The organism is Hydrogenophaga sp. L99 (assembly GCF_058731905.1).
On sequence record NZ_CM178972.1, the window covers coordinates 734898 to 749317 of the forward strand.

The 14420-nt window shown below is 56.2% G+C and carries 13 protein-coding genes; 4 read left to right on the forward strand and 9 right to left on the reverse strand.

The annotated features are described in order from the left end of the window. Positions 1–9 precede the first annotated feature (9 nt). From xdhC to AC4QBL_RS03570, 3 genes are all read left to right on the forward strand, one after another. On the forward strand, positions 10–831 hold the full coding sequence (xdhC, locus tag AC4QBL_RS03560) for a xanthine dehydrogenase accessory protein XdhC (RefSeq protein ID WP_472906508.1): 822 nt from the start codon (positions 10–12) through the stop codon (positions 829–831). A 186-nt stretch (positions 832–1017) separates the two neighbouring features. Further along, entirely contained in the window at positions 1018–2214 is a 1197-nt protein-coding gene (locus tag AC4QBL_RS03565; RefSeq protein ID WP_472906509.1) for a urate hydroxylase PuuD, read from the forward strand. An 89-nt stretch (positions 2215–2303) separates the two neighbouring features. After that, on the forward strand, positions 2304–2528 hold the full coding sequence (locus AC4QBL_RS03570) for an antitoxin MazE family protein (RefSeq protein WP_472906510.1): 225 nt from the start codon (positions 2304–2306) through the stop codon (positions 2526–2528). A gap of 527 nt (positions 2529–3055) precedes the next feature. Here AC4QBL_RS03570 and AC4QBL_RS03575 read toward each other — a convergent pair. The 4 genes from AC4QBL_RS03575 to AC4QBL_RS03590 form a co-directional block, all read right to left on the reverse strand. Next, the gene (locus AC4QBL_RS03575) at positions 3056–3757 is read right to left on the reverse strand and encodes an RES family NAD+ phosphorylase (RefSeq protein WP_472906511.1); all 702 of its coding nucleotides are present in this window, start codon (positions 3755–3757) and stop codon (positions 3056–3058) included. After that, the gene (locus tag AC4QBL_RS03580; protein ID WP_472906512.1) at positions 3754–4125 is read right to left on the reverse strand and encodes an antitoxin Xre/MbcA/ParS toxin-binding domain-containing protein; all 372 of its coding nucleotides are present in this window, start codon (positions 4123–4125) and stop codon (positions 3754–3756) included. Before AC4QBL_RS03580 ends, AC4QBL_RS03575 begins: the two co-directional genes overlap by 4 nt. 103 nt (positions 4126–4228) lie before the next feature. Continuing rightward, complete coding sequence (gene galE / locus AC4QBL_RS03585) at positions 4229–5269, reverse strand: UDP-glucose 4-epimerase GalE (RefSeq protein WP_472906513.1); 1041 nt, start codon at positions 5267–5269, stop codon at positions 4229–4231. Positions 5270–5334: 65 nt separating this feature from the next. Further along, positions 5335–6420 (reverse strand): capsular biosynthesis protein, encoded by a 1086-nt coding sequence (locus tag AC4QBL_RS03590; protein ID WP_472906688.1) that lies wholly within the window; start codon positions 6418–6420, stop codon positions 5335–5337. On the opposite strand from AC4QBL_RS03590, the gene AC4QBL_RS03595 reads away from it, so the two are divergent. Further along, positions 6304–6711, forward strand: coding sequence for a hypothetical protein (locus AC4QBL_RS03595; RefSeq protein ID WP_472906698.1), 408 nt, complete (start codon positions 6304–6306; stop codon positions 6709–6711). The genes AC4QBL_RS03590 and AC4QBL_RS03595 overlap by 117 nt on opposite strands. A 147-nt stretch (positions 6712–6858) precedes the next feature. Here AC4QBL_RS03595 and AC4QBL_RS03600 read toward each other — a convergent pair whose 3' ends face one another. The 5 genes from AC4QBL_RS03600 to AC4QBL_RS03620 form a co-directional block, all read right to left on the reverse strand. Further along, on the reverse strand, positions 6859–9018 hold the full coding sequence (locus tag AC4QBL_RS03600; RefSeq protein WP_472906514.1) for a capsule polysaccharide biogenesis protein: 2160 nt from the start codon (positions 9016–9018) through the stop codon (positions 6859–6861). Between the two features lie 6 nt (positions 9019–9024). After that, positions 9025–10161, reverse strand: coding sequence for a galactosyltransferase-related protein (locus AC4QBL_RS03605; RefSeq protein WP_472906515.1), 1137 nt, complete (start codon positions 10159–10161; stop codon positions 9025–9027). Further along, positions 10161–11075, reverse strand: coding sequence for an SMP-30/gluconolactonase/LRE family protein (locus AC4QBL_RS03610; RefSeq protein ID WP_472906516.1), 915 nt, complete (start codon positions 11073–11075; stop codon positions 10161–10163). Before AC4QBL_RS03610 ends, AC4QBL_RS03605 begins: the two co-directional genes overlap by 1 nt. Before the next feature lie 66 nt (positions 11076–11141). After that, the gene (locus AC4QBL_RS03615) at positions 11142–13976 is read right to left on the reverse strand and encodes a 6-hydroxymethylpterin diphosphokinase MptE-like protein (RefSeq protein ID WP_472906517.1); all 2835 of its coding nucleotides are present in this window, start codon (positions 13974–13976) and stop codon (positions 11142–11144) included. Further along, on the reverse strand, positions 13973–14359 hold the full coding sequence (locus tag AC4QBL_RS03620; RefSeq protein ID WP_492131629.1) for a DUF6270 domain-containing protein: 387 nt from the start codon (positions 14357–14359) through the stop codon (positions 13973–13975). Before AC4QBL_RS03620 ends, AC4QBL_RS03615 begins: the two co-directional genes overlap by 4 nt. Positions 14360–14420 lie beyond the last annotated feature (61 nt).

A 14420-nucleotide genomic window follows, 5' to 3' on the forward strand; every position in this document is an offset into this window, starting at 1 on the left:
ATCATTTTCATGGCGCACCCCTTGAACGCGTTTTTGGCCCAGCTGAGCCGCGAGCCTGCCGTGCTGGTGACGGTGCAGCACACCCAGGGCTCGGTGCCGCGCGAGGTAGGCGCGTGGATGGCGGTGTTTGCTGCCGGTCAGTTTGGCACCATTGGCGGCGGCCACCTGGAATGGGACGCTCTGCGCCAGGCCCGCGAGCACCTGGCTGGGGCTACCAGCACCCCCGCATGGACGCAGCGCACCGTGCTCGGCCCCCGGCTGGGCCAGTGTTGTGGTGGTGCGCTCGAACTGCGGTTTGAACCTGTCAGCGCTGAACACATCGAACCGCTGGCCCAGCGCCTGCAACCGCGCCTGACCCCGCTGGCCCTGTTTGGTGGCGGGCATGTGGGCCACGCCATCGTGCAGGCGCTGGCGCCGCTGCCGTTTGCCGTGCACTGGGTCGACAGCCGCGACGACGTGTTTGCCCCTGACACGCCATTTCAGGTAAGCACCGAGCATTCCGACCCGGTGCACGCCGCCGTGCGCCACCTGGTGCCCGGCTCGCGCGTGCTGGTCATGAGCTTTTCGCATGCCGAAGATCTGGACGTGGTGGCCGCCTGCCTGCAGCGCCAGCGCGAGCGCGGCGACCTGCCGTTTGTGGGGCTCATTGGCAGCCGCACCAAATGGGCCACCTTTGGGCACCGCTTGCTGGCGCGCGGGTTCAGCCCGCAAGAGCTGGCCCACGTCACCTGTCCCATCGGCCTGCCCGGCATCACCAACAAAGCGCCCGCCGTCATTGCCGCATCGGTTGTGGCGCAGTTGTTGCTTCATACCGCAGCAGGGCCTGATTGACCGGTGCCGGCGGCATACGGGTTTGCCCGGTGTCAAGTGTCTGCAGAAACTGTATACACTTTGGCCGTACCGGTCGCAGCGGAGCGGGTGTGAAGCCACACACTCAATCGCGGCCCTCAGCCGACTCAGAGCGCCCGCGGTGGTGAGTCGCAAACCCTGACGGGCTTCCCGTTGTGTTGAGGTGCCATGGAAACCTATTTGCTGGATTGGGCCAACCTGCTGCTGCGCTGGTTGCACGTCATCGTCGCCATCGCCTGGATCGGCTCTTCGTTCTATTTCGTCTTTCTAGACAGCAGCCTCACGCCGCCTGAAGACGAGCAACTCAAAAAAGACGGCGTCAGCGGCGAGCTCTGGGCCGTGCATGGCGGGGGCTTTTACCACCCCGTCAAATTTGCCGGCGCCCCGCCCAAGCTGCCCGGCCACCTGCACTGGTTTTACTGGGAAAGCTATTCCACCTGGCTTTCCGGCTTTGCGCTGTTCTTCATCTCCTACCTCTGGAGCCCCAGCGTCTATTTGATCGACCCCAACGTGATGGCCTGGAGCCCCGCCGGCGCCATCGCCGCCGCGCTCGCCTTTTTGGTGGTGTTCTGGTTGCTGTACGACGCCATTTGCCGCACCCTTGGCCAAAGCAAAAATGGCGACGCCAAGGTGGGCGCGCTGGTGCTCGTGCTGGTGTGCATAGCCGCCTACGCAGCCACACAAATGTTTGCCGGCCGCGCCGCCTTCCTCATTGTGGGCGCCATGATCGCCACCGCCATGAGCGCCAACGTGTTCTTCTGGATCATCCCCGGCCAGCGCACCGTGGTGGCCGACATCAAGGCCGGTCGCCCGGTGGACCCCATTCACGGCAAGCGCGGCAAACAGCGCAGCGTGCACAACACCTACTTCACGCTGCCGGTGCTGTTTTCCATGCTGAGCAACCACTACAGCTTCACCTACAGCCACGAACACAACTGGGCCATCCTCATCGGCATGATGTTCGCCGGCGCCGCCATCCGCCAGTTTTTCGTGCTGCGCCACGGCTTCAAGCTTGGTCGCAACAGCCACCCCTGGCCCTACGCGGCGGTCGGCGTGTTCGTGCTGCTGGCCCTCATCGTCTGGCTGCGGCCAGCGCCCGTGCAAGCCGTGGCCGTGCCCGACACGGTGAGCTACGCCCAGCTCAAACCGGTCATCGAACAGCGCTGCGTCATGTGCCACGGCGAAGCGCTTGCGTCCAAAAACGTGCGGCTCGACTCCCCCGAGGCTGTGAAGCAACACGCCCAGACCGTTTACCAGCAAGTCGTGGTCACCAAGCTCATGCCCATGAACAACGCCACCGGCCTCACCGAAGAGGAGCGCGCCCTGTTTGCGCAGTGGTTCAAGGGCGGCGCCAAGGTGGACTGAAACAGCCTTCAGGCATGAACTTCCGCACACGTTGCATGTAACGCTGTCGATGCGTATGGTGTTGCATGTCACCCAACAGGAAGATTCAGATGGCAACCACACACGTCAATGCGCGGGTGCAAAAGTACCGCGATGCCATGCGCATGGCGGGCCTGCGCCCGGTGCAAATCTGGGTGCCCGATACCCGGCACCCAGACTTCGCTGAAGAATGCCGCCGCCAGTGCCGCATAGCCGTGCAGGCCGACATGGCCGACACCGACATGCAGCGCTTCATGGATGAGGCGCTGGCTGATGTGGACGGCTGGAACGCCTGATGCAAGGCGATTTTGTGACCGTTGCCATGCAAGGTGGCTTTGGAAGACCCCGGCCCGCCTTGGTTATCCAGGCCGATCCGTTGCAGCCGATGCGCTTCTGCCGCGCAGGCTCCTATAGATCCAGCCCGGTTTTGTCTTCACTCCCTCTCCCGCATGCGGGAGAGGGTTGGGGTGAGGGGCATTCAAACTTCACCGGGCCGGATCAATAGGTCCCGCTTTTGGTCGCATCGACCCCAATGCCATGGTGGAGGTTGAGCGCTGCTTGGTCGTCTTCTTGGGCATTGCCAAATATTGATACGATCCCATGAAGTAGAAACCGTTCGGGCTGAGCCTGTCTTTCGACAAGCTCAGGATGATCGGAATTCAGGGCTTCGACAGGCTCAGCCCGAACGGAAAAAAATGGCTCAGCCCGAACGGAAATGAAGACTTCACCGGGCCGGATCAATAAGCACCTGTAGCGACACAAAAGCCAGCAGCGGCATCTTGTTCGGCCAACGCAGTGGCCTTGCCCGTTGATCGGGTTCCGTTCAAAAATCCCAAGCCCATCGGTGTGGCCCGCTGGTGAACATGACGCGTGTGCGGGTTGCCTTGCAGTGCCAGGTTTGCTTGGTGCACTCCAGACCCACTGCGGGTTCCGAGAGGCTGTCCGGGTCGAACACCACGGCACACTTCTGGCCAGGTGCCCGCACCGACTCGTACGCCAGCCACTGAACGCCGTGGTTTTGCGCCTCAGCCGCAACCGCATGTGTGTCCGTGTAGTTGGCGCCATCCGTCCACGCGGCGCGAGCCGTAGCCCACGGGGGTGCCATCAAGTCGATGGCGCGCCCCGATAGGGCACCCTGGAAAAACGTGTGTTCGGTCAACAGTTCCTGTGCGACCAGGCCAGCGCTTTCCAAAATGAACCGGTGGCGCCAATAAGCCACCTCAGCGCACGCCGCTTCCAGCTCTTGGGCGCCATACCACTGGCCCCTGGCATGGGCTGGCCTGAAACGGCTGGTTTGTGCTGGGCGGTATCTGAACGGTGTTGCCAGCAAATAGTGCTTGGGTTGTTGTGTGAACGGCAGTTCAGGCTTGCTGCCCTCAAGCAGCTGTTCGAGCAACGCCTGTTCATCTGGTGTGTCCACCAAGCGCATGGTGGACACCACGTGCTGGGCTTCCACACCGCGCCAAGCCAGCTGTTGGCTGTGTTGGATCGAGCCCTTAAACCATGCCTTGGTCCACCCATTCATGACGGTGCGCGCATGCCGTCCAGGTAGTTGAGCGTGGCCACCAGACCCGCTGCGGTTTGCACCAGGCGCTGCGGCACACCGCCCAGCGCTCTGTTGTGCGTGGTCATCCAGGCCATGCGCTTCTGGTCATCGGTGCCCACCAGCGCGTCCAAAGAGCGAAACACGCGCACCAGCAGCATGGCCAGTTCACCTTCCTTGCTGTCGGGTGCCAGTGGCTTGTCCCCACGCACCAGCCGCGAGATGGTGGGCTCGCTCAGACCGAGCGTGCGAGCCAGAGACGCACCAGAAAGGCCAAGCATCTTGCTGGCCCGCGTGGTGGCCTTGGCCAGCACCATGCCTGTATCGGGTTTGACGACCACTTGCTCCATGTCTGTTCTCCCATTGAAAAGCGGTTTCCTAGGCTTTCTAGGTTTCTTAGGAAAGAATATAGCCTTAAAAGTAAAAAATGCAATATGGGTTGAAGGGTCCGCCTCACCCCCGGTAGCCGTTCGGGTTCCCGCTCTGCCAGCGCCAGGCGTCGGCACACATCTCATTCAGCGTGTGCCGCGCTTCCCAGCCCAGCAGCTTTTTCGCCAGCGTCGCGTCCGCGTAGCACTGCGCCACGTCGCCCGCCCGCCTTGGGGCAAACGCATATGGCACTGGCCGCCCGCTGGCCGCTTCAAACGCTTTCACCACCTCCAGCACGCTGTTGCCCCGGCCCGTGCCCAGGTTCACCGTGAAGCTTTCGCCCTGGCCCAGCAGCGCCTGCAGCGCCGCCACATGGCCTGCGGCCAGGTCTTGCACGTGTATGTAGTCGCGCACGCCGGTGCCGTCGGGTGTGGCGTAGTCGTTGCCGTATACATTCAGGCACGGCCGCTGGCCCACCGCCACCTGCGCCACATACGGCATCAGGTTGTTGGGTATGCCCGCCGGGTCTTCGCCGATGAGCCCGCTGGGGTGCGCGCCCACCGGGTTGAAATAGCGCAACACCCCCACCCGCCACACCGGGCTGGCCGTGCGCAGCGCCGCCAGCATGTCTTCAATCACCAGCTTGCTGTGGCCATACGGGTTGGTGTGGCTGCGCGGAAAGTCTTCGGTAATGGGCACCGAAGCCGGGTCGCCATACACCGTGGCGCTGCTGGAAAACACCAGCGTGGGCGCCGCCAGGGCCGTGCCGTCGGCGTGCACCGCCGCCATGGCGCGCAGCAGGCTCACCGCGCCGCCTATGTTGTTGTGAAAGTACTTCAGCGGCTGCGCCACGCTTTCGCCCACCGCCTTGTCGCCCGCAAAGTGCACTACGCCCACCGGCTGGTGGCGGCGCAGCACCGCTTCCAGCCAAGGTGTGTCCAGCACATCGCCGCGCTCCAGCAGCACCGGCTGGCCCGTTATGCGCTCCAGCCGCTCCAGCACCGCCGGGTGGCTGTTGGCAAAGTTGTCCAAAATGACGGGCTCAAACCCCGCCGCACGAAGCGCCACAAACGTGTGGCTGCCGATGTAGCCGGCACCGCCGGTGAGCAAAATTTTGGTTGGCATGACGTGATCGACGAGAGTTTGGAAAGCCTGCGAACAGGCATTGCTTCATGCCGTTCTGCAGGTTGTTATGCAGCTTTTGAAAGCGTCACAGGGTCATTTGAAGAAACTTGGAAATCCAAATGCAGTTCCAAGTTCATATCTGGAGCGGCCTCTATGTGCGCTGCTGCCTGGGCTTCTGCCTGGCTTAAGGCGGGGGCCGCTTTGGGCCACGCCACCCCGGCGCGCCAGCCTGTGCCTTCCATGGCGCGGTAAAAACTGCCATTGATCTGGCTCGTTTCCTTTAGATGGCGCACAAACTGACCCAACAACCTGGCATCGGGCTTGGCCGAGCGGGCTTCATTCCAAAAGGCGTCCAGGCTACCCTGGTAACTGAGGCCCGGTAGGTTGTAGATCGCATCACCCATGGCTTTGGTGCCCACCCCATGGCGAAGCGCTTGCAGCCCTACCGTGCTGTTGATTACTACCACACCTGTGGCATGGTCCAGCAAGGTGGGCAGGTGTTGGTCGTGTATGTAAAAACAGCGTTTGGCTAGCCCCAGTTGGCCGGCAAGCTTTGCTATGAATTGGCTGTAGTTGGTGTAACCCCGGTCCATCGGGTGGTGTTTGATCACCAGCGCTGTGTGTGGCGCAGCGCTGGCGGCAAAAGACCGCATCACCTCTTCAATAAACGGCTCAACTCCCTCGTATTGAGAATGCACATGCACCTGCGTGTCGTTGTGCACCTGCAGTGGCACCACAAAAAACCGCCCGCTGCGGTGTTGCAGCAGGTGGGGCAACACCCCGCGCTCTGTGAATCGGTACCACACCTTGCGCCACGCCGACCTGAGCCAAGGCAGCGCCTCCAATATGTTGAGCTGCCTGTGGTGTACCCGGTGCGGGAACCAGGGTTTGCCCAGCGCACCCACCGTGAAATAGCAAAACCCCCACCACACCATGTGCCAATAGGTGCTGGGTACCGGCCGCGCTTTTCTTTCTGTAGCGTCGTTTGACTCCGGCAGGGCCAGGTAATGTTGCGGGCAACGCGGCAGGTCTGAATGACCGTTTACGCCGTTGCGCTCCAGCGTGATGTGGTTAGGACGCAGGTAGCCCTCTTCAAACACACCAACTTCCACCCCCCGCGCCGTGGCAATGGGGTGTGCAGCGGCGTGCACCGGGCGGCAGTCGCCAAACAGCAGTACCACATCAATTTGCCACTGGTTCAACAGCTTGGTGAAAAAAGCCGGCCAGGCCGCCAGAGGCTGGTCAAAAGCCACTGCGCCCTGACGGTAAAAAAGCCAGTCGCCAGCGTTGAAGTTGACCTTGTAAACCTGGGCACCCACCGAGCGCAAATCTTCAGCCAAGCGGGCGAAAAAAGGCCCCACCGGCCCTTGCAGCAGCAAGACCTTCTTTCCTTTGTACCCATCAATCCCTTGTCGAAGCATGGTTCTTATTGTCGCCGTTAGGGAACCCAGCCGGCGCGCGCGGCCTTGTGGGTCAATTGGATATGTTCAAAAAACAACCGTTTTGTACTTTTTAAACCCAGGCTCCCGCGCCTGTTGCACAAGCTTTTCATCATCGAATCCAAAAAATCCCCTTGGGTTGACGCGGGTTTATACACGGCTCGTCCATGCCCGCCACAACACACCCAGCTTGCGCCCCTGGCGGCGCAGCCAGCCGGTGCGCAGGCTTTCCAGCCGGGGCCCTTGCTCCAGCGCGGTGCGCTCGGTCAGTAGCGTGTTTAGCACCGCTTCACACGTGGTGTATCCCTTCAGCGTCCAGTCCCAATACACCGGGTAATGCAGCAGCGTACCCGCCACCAGCTCGTCCAGGGTCAGCCGCCGGGTGCGCCGGGCCAGCGCGGGCGTGGGCATGCCGCCCTCGCGCGCCCGGTCATGCGTGAGGCCCCAGCCTGCGTAAAAGGGCTGGCCATAAGTCACCACTTTTTTGCCGCGCAACAGCGCGTCAAAGCCCGTCAGCGACGTCATGGTGTGCACCTCGTCACAAGACTCCAGGCAGCTCACCACCGAAGCGCTGGTTTCTACATGGTCGGCCCAGCGCATCGCCTCGGCCAGCGCCAAGCGGCCCGCGCGGTTGCCGCTCACCACGTCGGGGTGCGGCTTGTAAACCACAAACGCGCCCGGCTGCGCCAGCCGCGCCGCCTGCAGCAGGCCCACATTGGTATTGACCGTGGTGCAGCCAAAGCGGATCGAAGCATCGTCTTCCACCTGCCCTGGTACCAATACAACCCGGCGCCCGTTGCTCGCCCACTGAACCGGCTGACGTGGCTCCAGGTTGTATTTGGTCAGCCCGTTGTTCACCATGAACTGGCGCACGTATTGGGCGCGCGCCATGTCTTGCTGCGTCACGCTCTGCGTGTTCAGCAGGTTCTCCAGGTCCGACGGTTGGGTGGGGTCAAAATACAAACCCGTTTCGTCCAACACCAGCGAGTGGGGGCGAATCAGGTCCGAGCCCAGCCCCACAGAGCGCACAAAACCGTCTTCAAGGCGCACCAGCCGCGCCTGTGTGGCTCGCGCCAGCGCTGCCAGGCCAGGCGGGGGGGTGCGGCCCCAAAACACCAACCGGTCAGCTGCCCCAAGCGCCAAGCGGCTTGCCGCTTCAGCGTGCGGCACAAAGCTCACACTGGCGCTGTTGAGCGACAGCATGGGTTTCAAATTCGCCGCTTTCCAGCGCCTAAACCCCACCCCCACCGTGCGCCCCGGCGCAGCAGCAGCCATGCGCCGCTGGCGTACCAGCCAGTCGATCACGTCAAAAATGCTCCCCCGCTCGTGCGTGACCGGATTCAGGTAACGGGTGTAGTGAAAGTAAGCCGCCGCGAACAGCTCGTCCACGGTTCTCGTGCGTGTGCGCCGAGGGCAAGTTTGGCGGTCGTCCGTGGCGCCCCAGCCGGCGTACCACGGCACACCAAACACCGAAACTGGTTTGCCCGCCAGCAAAGCCTCAAACCCCATGGTCGAAGTCACCGCATACACCCGGTCCATCTGCTCAATCAGGCTCAGCGGGTTGATGGCCTGGCGCAGCACCACCGTGCGCTGCCCGCTGTCGGCCACCCCATCCTGCGTCTGCGTCAGGTAACCCCCCTTACGGCCTGAAGTTACCTCTGGGTGCGTCTTTACAAAAATGGTGGCCAGCGGGTTTTCAGTGCGGGCCGTTGCCAGCATGGCCGAAAAAGTGTCCGCATTGGCTCCACCCAGCGCCACGCTCATGTCACCCGCAGTCTGGTCAATCACCAGCACGCGCTTCACTTCGCTCCCCGCTTGCACTCCTTCCCCCCTTGGGGGAAGGCTGGGATGGGGGCTCCCCCGCTCCCCCGCCCAGTCTGGCGCATGGTTGTACTTGCTTAGCCCATGCGCCAACACCAGCGCCTTCGCCCGCGCCACGTCGCCCGCCAAGCCGTCCAACACATCTGCATCAGAAGCCAGCAGCGCCTCTAGCGCGCTCGGCCGGGTGCTGTCGTAGTAAATGCCCTGGTCATCCACCACCAACGCAAGGGGTGGGAAGTGTTGGCCTGTGCCGAAAGAGCGCAGAAAACCGTCTTCTAAATAAAGTTTAGATTGATTACCCACCCTTGCATAAAACCCCGCTAGTTTTCCGCTTCGTTTGCAGCCCCAACCCAACCAGCGCACGTTATGGGTAAAACACCAAGGAAAAAACGACGCACTCGGAACCTGTTCAAGCAGAACCCCAAGCATCGAAAGCCCTCGCAGTCCAATGCTAAATATCGGAATCTTATAAACTGTCTTCGTCCGCATAAATAATCATCTGCGCGCAAAGAAACGCGCTACGGCCCGTAATATTTGAAAGCGGGAGTCTGAAAAAAATGCCATGGGTGAAATTAAAAATTTTCGAATCTTCTTGCTCAAAGGCCGAGATACGCCTTGCTCATTATCTTTAAGCCGATTGGCTTTTTGCAAGCACTCAGCCAGCGTGGTTGTAGACTCCGCTAATCCAGAAACATCGTGTGCGCGGTAAATGTCAAACAATACGCTTTGTCGTAAATCAAAAGCATCCCTCTCTACCCTGTCATGTAGTTGTGCTGCTATTGCCTTCTCTGCCGCCATTCTCATATTTCTACCGGATGCAAAAGGGCTGCGCCAAGCCAGCTTTTCATGGTGCAAATGCAGCGCATACAGGCCGTGCCGGGCCATAAATTCACCATGTAGGCGGTGCAGAGCTCGCCAGCCTTCATAAGCCAGAGTATCGTTCAGGTTCCAGGTCTTGGTGCTCTTGAAGTTTGAAGGCAGTGCAATTTTTGAATTGTTGTACAACAAGCGAAATATGAAATCACGATCTTCGCCACCCCACCCTGCAAACCTCTCGTCATAGCCTTCTATTCGCAAAGCCAATTCCCGACTCAAGGCAATAACGCCGCTCGCTGGTGCATAATTTTCAACCACGTTATTGGTTAAGGAGCCTTTGGGGCTTTCCAGCAACAATGCGGTAACAATTTTTGTATAACTGGTATCAACACAGTTCTCCTCGAAAATACGAACGCTGGCATTCTTAGTTAGATAAACAGCAGGAACGCTTAAAAAATTAAATGGAGTTTCTGGTAGTAACGCCATTTGAGCGGCAACCGCTTGAAAAAAATCACGGCGGTACACCAGGTCTGCATCATCCATATAGACAGCAGGACTGCTTGCTTCCCGTATGCCAGCGTTGCGAGACCGCGCCAGTGAGAATGGCTTGCCTGCCGTTTCAAGCCGAAGGTATTTAAAGCACCGTTGGTCACAAAACCTTGCAATTTCAGCAGCAGCATTAGGCGGGCTTCCATCGTCAATAACGATGGTCTCAATATCGACCAAATCAAGCGCGGCGCGCAGCGCCAGCCGTTTTCGGTAAAAAGAAAAATCCGCCGCCCGTACAGGAACCAAGACAGATAGTTTTGCGGCCATTACGTCGTGCCTAGACCGGCAGGCAAACCCGGCAAGCCGGTTGTGCCGGGTGCGAGCACCTCAAACAGATCACCAGCATGGGGCTGCCGCTGCAGTTCAGTATCTGCCAAGCCGGAGCGAGCGGTGGACACAAACAAACGGTCGAAACGTGGCCCCGCAAAGCACACATTGGTCGCGTTGCTAGCCGGCACAGCAATGCGCCTTAATAGTTGCCCATCGGGTGCGAATCGGCTGATGCAGCCTGCGCCCCAGTGTGCTACCCAAAGACCGCCCTCGGCATCAAAACACATGCCGTCCGGGTAACCCTCGTCTTCAGTGAACATCTTCCAGACCCGTTTGTTGCTTAAATTGCCCGCAGCTGCATCCAGGTCAAAAGCGTAAATGGTGCGGCGCCCACTGTCGGTGTGCAGCATCAGTGTGCTGTCCGCATTGATGGCTGGGCCGTTCGCCACCGTGTAGCCAGTGTCCTTTACAGACAAGTCGCCCGCCGGCCCCAAGCGGTAAAGGCAACCTTGCGGCTGGCTCTCGTCGTTGTTGTTTAAGCTACCGGCCCACACGGCCCCTGTTGCATCGGCCTTGGCGTCGTTCAGGCGCAAAGCGGGGTTATGCGAAAACGGCTGGTGTAACCACTCAAAGTTGTGGGGAGCGGCGCTGTCAGCCAGCGCAAACCCCCCTTGCATGCCAAGTAACAATTTCCCAGCTTGCGCAGTCGGCAACACCCACCCCACGCGCTGCGGCAGTGACCAGACTTGGGGTGAAGGGCTGGACAAGTCCCAGCACCACAAGTGCATGCCGTGAATGTCTACACCCCAAAGCCGCCGGGTGCTTGTATCCCAGTGCAACCCCTCGGCTAGTTGTGCGTTAAGGATTAGACCCACTCGAGTTTGGGAGTCTGGCTTCATATCAACTAGCATTGAATGTACCTATGGGATTATCACACTTATATGGGACGGTTTACTTTCAACGTTAGTTGTTGTAGACTAGAATCCTACAATTAAACCCCGAACATAGGCAACGTCATCTGGGTTGCAAATACATTTGGTCTCAACCGCTCGTAGATAACTGTCCATTGCTGCACGTTTGTACGTGAAGAAGTTAGCCTCAATACGGGCTAGTTCTGTGTAGATTCTCAGCGCTTTTCCATATTCTTTATTTTGCGATAGTTGATTGGCTTGCTTGAACATCGCGGTCAACGTTGCCTGGTCGTGCTTTTTGACAGCAGTTCCTTTCATCAGAGTTTCGTAGTCAACTCTTTCAAATACTTCTAAAGATCCCCCGATAGTAGCGTTGTATATCTTCCTTCCAGTAGCTTCGTATACCAGCTTCGCCTGTTTATAGTTTAAAGCGACTCGATCCAGCTTCGGATCCTTCCAAGTTTTTCCTTTCCCAAAATAGTCTTTGTGAAAATGATTCTGGTCGTCGCTGTCAGACAGTAAGACATCACCAGTGCGTTTATGAGATTCAGGGATAACATAGCTGAAATCCATACCAATCAGATACACCTCCGTAAAGCCCATGAAATAGGCTAACTGGAGATTGATGTATGTAACCGACTGTCCGCAATAGAGTACTTTTGAAGCGTCAGTAGAGAAGCGAGGAACCACAAAATTAGGTGACGACTTTTCATAGAATCCACGATTCATACGAAAGAAAAGAGTATTCGGTTGCTTCGGGTGGAGAGTTTTGTAGTTGGTGGGGAAGAATTTATAAGGCGTATCAAATTTGCGAATTTCTTCAATATTTTCCTTCATCACCGAACTATCTTCTACAACATAGAAGTATGGCTTGAAGCCAGTTTCGCGCGTCTTATAATAAAAAGAATTGACGCCAAACGTATATTCGTCCTTCAGTAGCATTAAATCATGCTTGTTTAGGGAAGGTCCGTTTCCAATGATAAAGCAGCGTTTGCCCTTGAACGCATTGTATAGTTTCGCCAATTCATCTGAATCTGGCTCTGGTGTATTAGCGTACAACTCCTTTGCTGCATAGTCTGCAAGAGAGGTGAAGTCTGGTGGAAAAATTACGTTGTGGATTGTTTGCATTTTGTTATCTATACTAACTATTCCATTTATTGATATCTTAGCCGCGTGTTTGTAGAGGTTAATATCCCCAAAGCTCGATTCCCTTTCGATTTTCAATCGAAGTGTATCCGATGCGGTAGCATGATTGCATTTGGAATGTATAAAATCGAAAGGTCCAAGTGATGGCTCATATTTGCAGCCGTAGTAAGACGTAAGATGTTCATATATTTCCTTGAACCGAACGCGTGCCCCTTTATCAGCCGCATGATGTAGATGAACATACGCATGTCCTGCAATTCGAATGCGCGCTGGAGGCAAATGATTGAATAAAGTGACATCAAATGCACGATCCTCGCAGCCGTAGCCGACGTATTGTTCAAAGCCGTTGAGACTTAAATAAACTGCGCGTTTAATGATCAAAATACCACCTGAAACCGTTACCGGGTTCTTGATTTTTTTTGAATCAGTAAAAGGTTCAAGCTTGAAGTTTTTCTGAATCAGCTCCGCTTCCTCTTCGTCGCTGTAATATATATTTTGATATGGTGAAATAGCATCGTATTTATTGTGGCAGTCGATAATTTCTCGAACAAAGTTGCTGCCCGTAAGCACATCTGTATCCATTAGTGCTACGACCTCGGATGCACTGCAGAAGTGGGAAATGGCTACGTTATATCCCCATCCTCGGTTGTACTCCTTTGGATTGAAAATGAATTCATGTCTCACATAAGGTCGAGCTCCCAGTTCTTCCAAACTCAATCGCGACTCGCTGTCTTGTTCGACTAGTAGCACATCAAAAAGATCACCATAGAAATGATCAATCCAGCGTAGCAGAGTCTTCAAGTTCGTATTGCGCAGTGTATCTTCTGGCGCTAGCCGTACACCAATGATGAGTGTCGCCAAAAAACCGCTGCGATTTGCTGCAGCGAGTAATGGTCCTTTTTTGCTTGTTGTAATACGCTCTGGTGTACGCATTCCAGTAAACTCATTCACCATTCCTATTGGCTTAGCTGAGTGCCAGTTATTTGGTGTTTCTGGTACTGTTTGCGGCCCCATCTTTAGGATATTCATAATTTTGCTATAAATGTAATCACTACCAAGTTGCGTAAGGTGAAGGTTGTCGCAGGTGTAGACCTTAACTTCTTCGGTGGACCATTTTCGCAAGTCAATCACACGGCCGGCAGGCAAGCCCTCACTAAAGAGGTCGGAATATGCATGGGTAAGGTGCATATTGCTAGGACGCTGCTTCTTGTAGTCACCATTCCAGCCTTCAACAAATCGGTTGGCTGAAATAAATATTAGGTTTGGAATGGCCGCCAATCGAGGTAGCAAGCTCGATTTGGCCATATCCAATGAATACATGTTAGCTGTAGGTTCGCCCTCAAATGATACGTTTAGCGGTTGAGAAAAGTGTTTGGCCATGTTTGGCCCACCAAATACTTGATCGAAAGCTCGTTTTTTATTGTTAACGATTTTTTTTGAATAGTCTCTTGTATTTAATGACCAGTTTTCATTGTTGGCAGACAGCGGGTTGTTGTAGAGGTCTTGTTGTGCACTGCTGATACGACGAGGTGACCAATCAACGATGCCTGTATAAAGGATGACGTAATCATACTTTGCAAGCATTTCTAGTGTGTAATGCCCTATGAAGTCCACGGTTGTGGTCCACTTCATTGGACAAAGAATCAGTTCTACATTAAGTCTTGGATCGTTCGCAAGGCGTTCGGCAAAAATGGGGTAATCGAACCCTGCGGGTTTGTGTTGCCCTCTGCTATCTGTGAATATCAGTATATTCATGTTTTTTTCTGCATTGAATAAGTTGTTTTTACCGAAATATTTGAACCTATTATTTCACTCAGCTGCTTTGCAAATGACAAATAGTATTCATCTGTATAGTGAAGCGGAGCCAGCCCCCATTTGTGGTTCGCGCTGCTCCGGACTGAATCATGCCTCACTTCTATTACACCTGAAAACCGCATATTGTTTTCTAATTGATTATATAAATCATTAAGCACTTCGTTTGCTTTAATGAAATCCCAGGTGTCGCCTGCGTCTCTTGCATAAAATGCATTGTGTAAGATAATTTTCTTTCCAGCAAAGGCATGTGCGGCTGCACCAATACAAGCGCGAAATGCATCGGCGTAGCTCGCCGTGTATGGCTGTACAAAGCTCGATATCAAGTCCTTAGAATTACTGAATTTTGAATGTGCTTGTGAGTAAGTTAAAAATGCACCGCATTCA

Bases quoted from the DNA above. Each gene is read 5' to 3' on its own strand.
- xdhC (WP_472906508.1), top strand. From the start codon at position 10: ATGGCGCACCCCTTGAACGCGTTTTTGGCCCAGCTGAGCCGCGAGCCT.
- AC4QBL_RS03565 (WP_472906509.1), top strand. From the start codon at position 1,018: ATGGAAACCTATTTGCTGGATTGGGCCAACCTGCTGCTGCGCTGGTTG.
- AC4QBL_RS03570 (WP_472906510.1), top strand. From the start codon at position 2,304: ATGGCAACCACACACGTCAATGCGCGGGTGCAAAAGTACCGCGATGCC.
- AC4QBL_RS03575 (WP_472906511.1), bottom strand. From the start codon at position 3,757: ATGAATGGGTGGACCAAGGCATGGTTTAAGGGCTCGATCCAACACAGC.
- AC4QBL_RS03580 (WP_472906512.1), bottom strand. From the start codon at position 4,125: ATGGAGCAAGTGGTCGTCAAACCCGATACAGGCATGGTGCTGGCCAAG.
- galE (WP_472906513.1), bottom strand. From the start codon at position 5,269: ATGCCAACCAAAATTTTGCTCACCGGCGGTGCCGGCTACATCGGCAGC.
- AC4QBL_RS03595 (WP_472906698.1), top strand. From the start codon at position 6,304: ATGACCGTTTACGCCGTTGCGCTCCAGCGTGATGTGGTTAGGACGCAG.
- AC4QBL_RS03600 (WP_472906514.1), bottom strand. From the start codon at position 9,018: ATGCGGACGAAGACAGTTTATAAGATTCCGATATTTAGCATTGGACTG.
- AC4QBL_RS03605 (WP_472906515.1), bottom strand. From the start codon at position 10,161: ATGGCCGCAAAACTATCTGTCTTGGTTCCTGTACGGGCGGCGGATTTT.
- AC4QBL_RS03610 (WP_472906516.1), bottom strand. From the start codon at position 11,075: ATGCTAGTTGATATGAAGCCAGACTCCCAAACTCGAGTGGGTCTAATC.
- AC4QBL_RS03615 (WP_472906517.1), bottom strand. From the start codon at position 13,976: ATGAATATACTGATATTCACAGATAGCAGAGGGCAACACAAACCCGCA.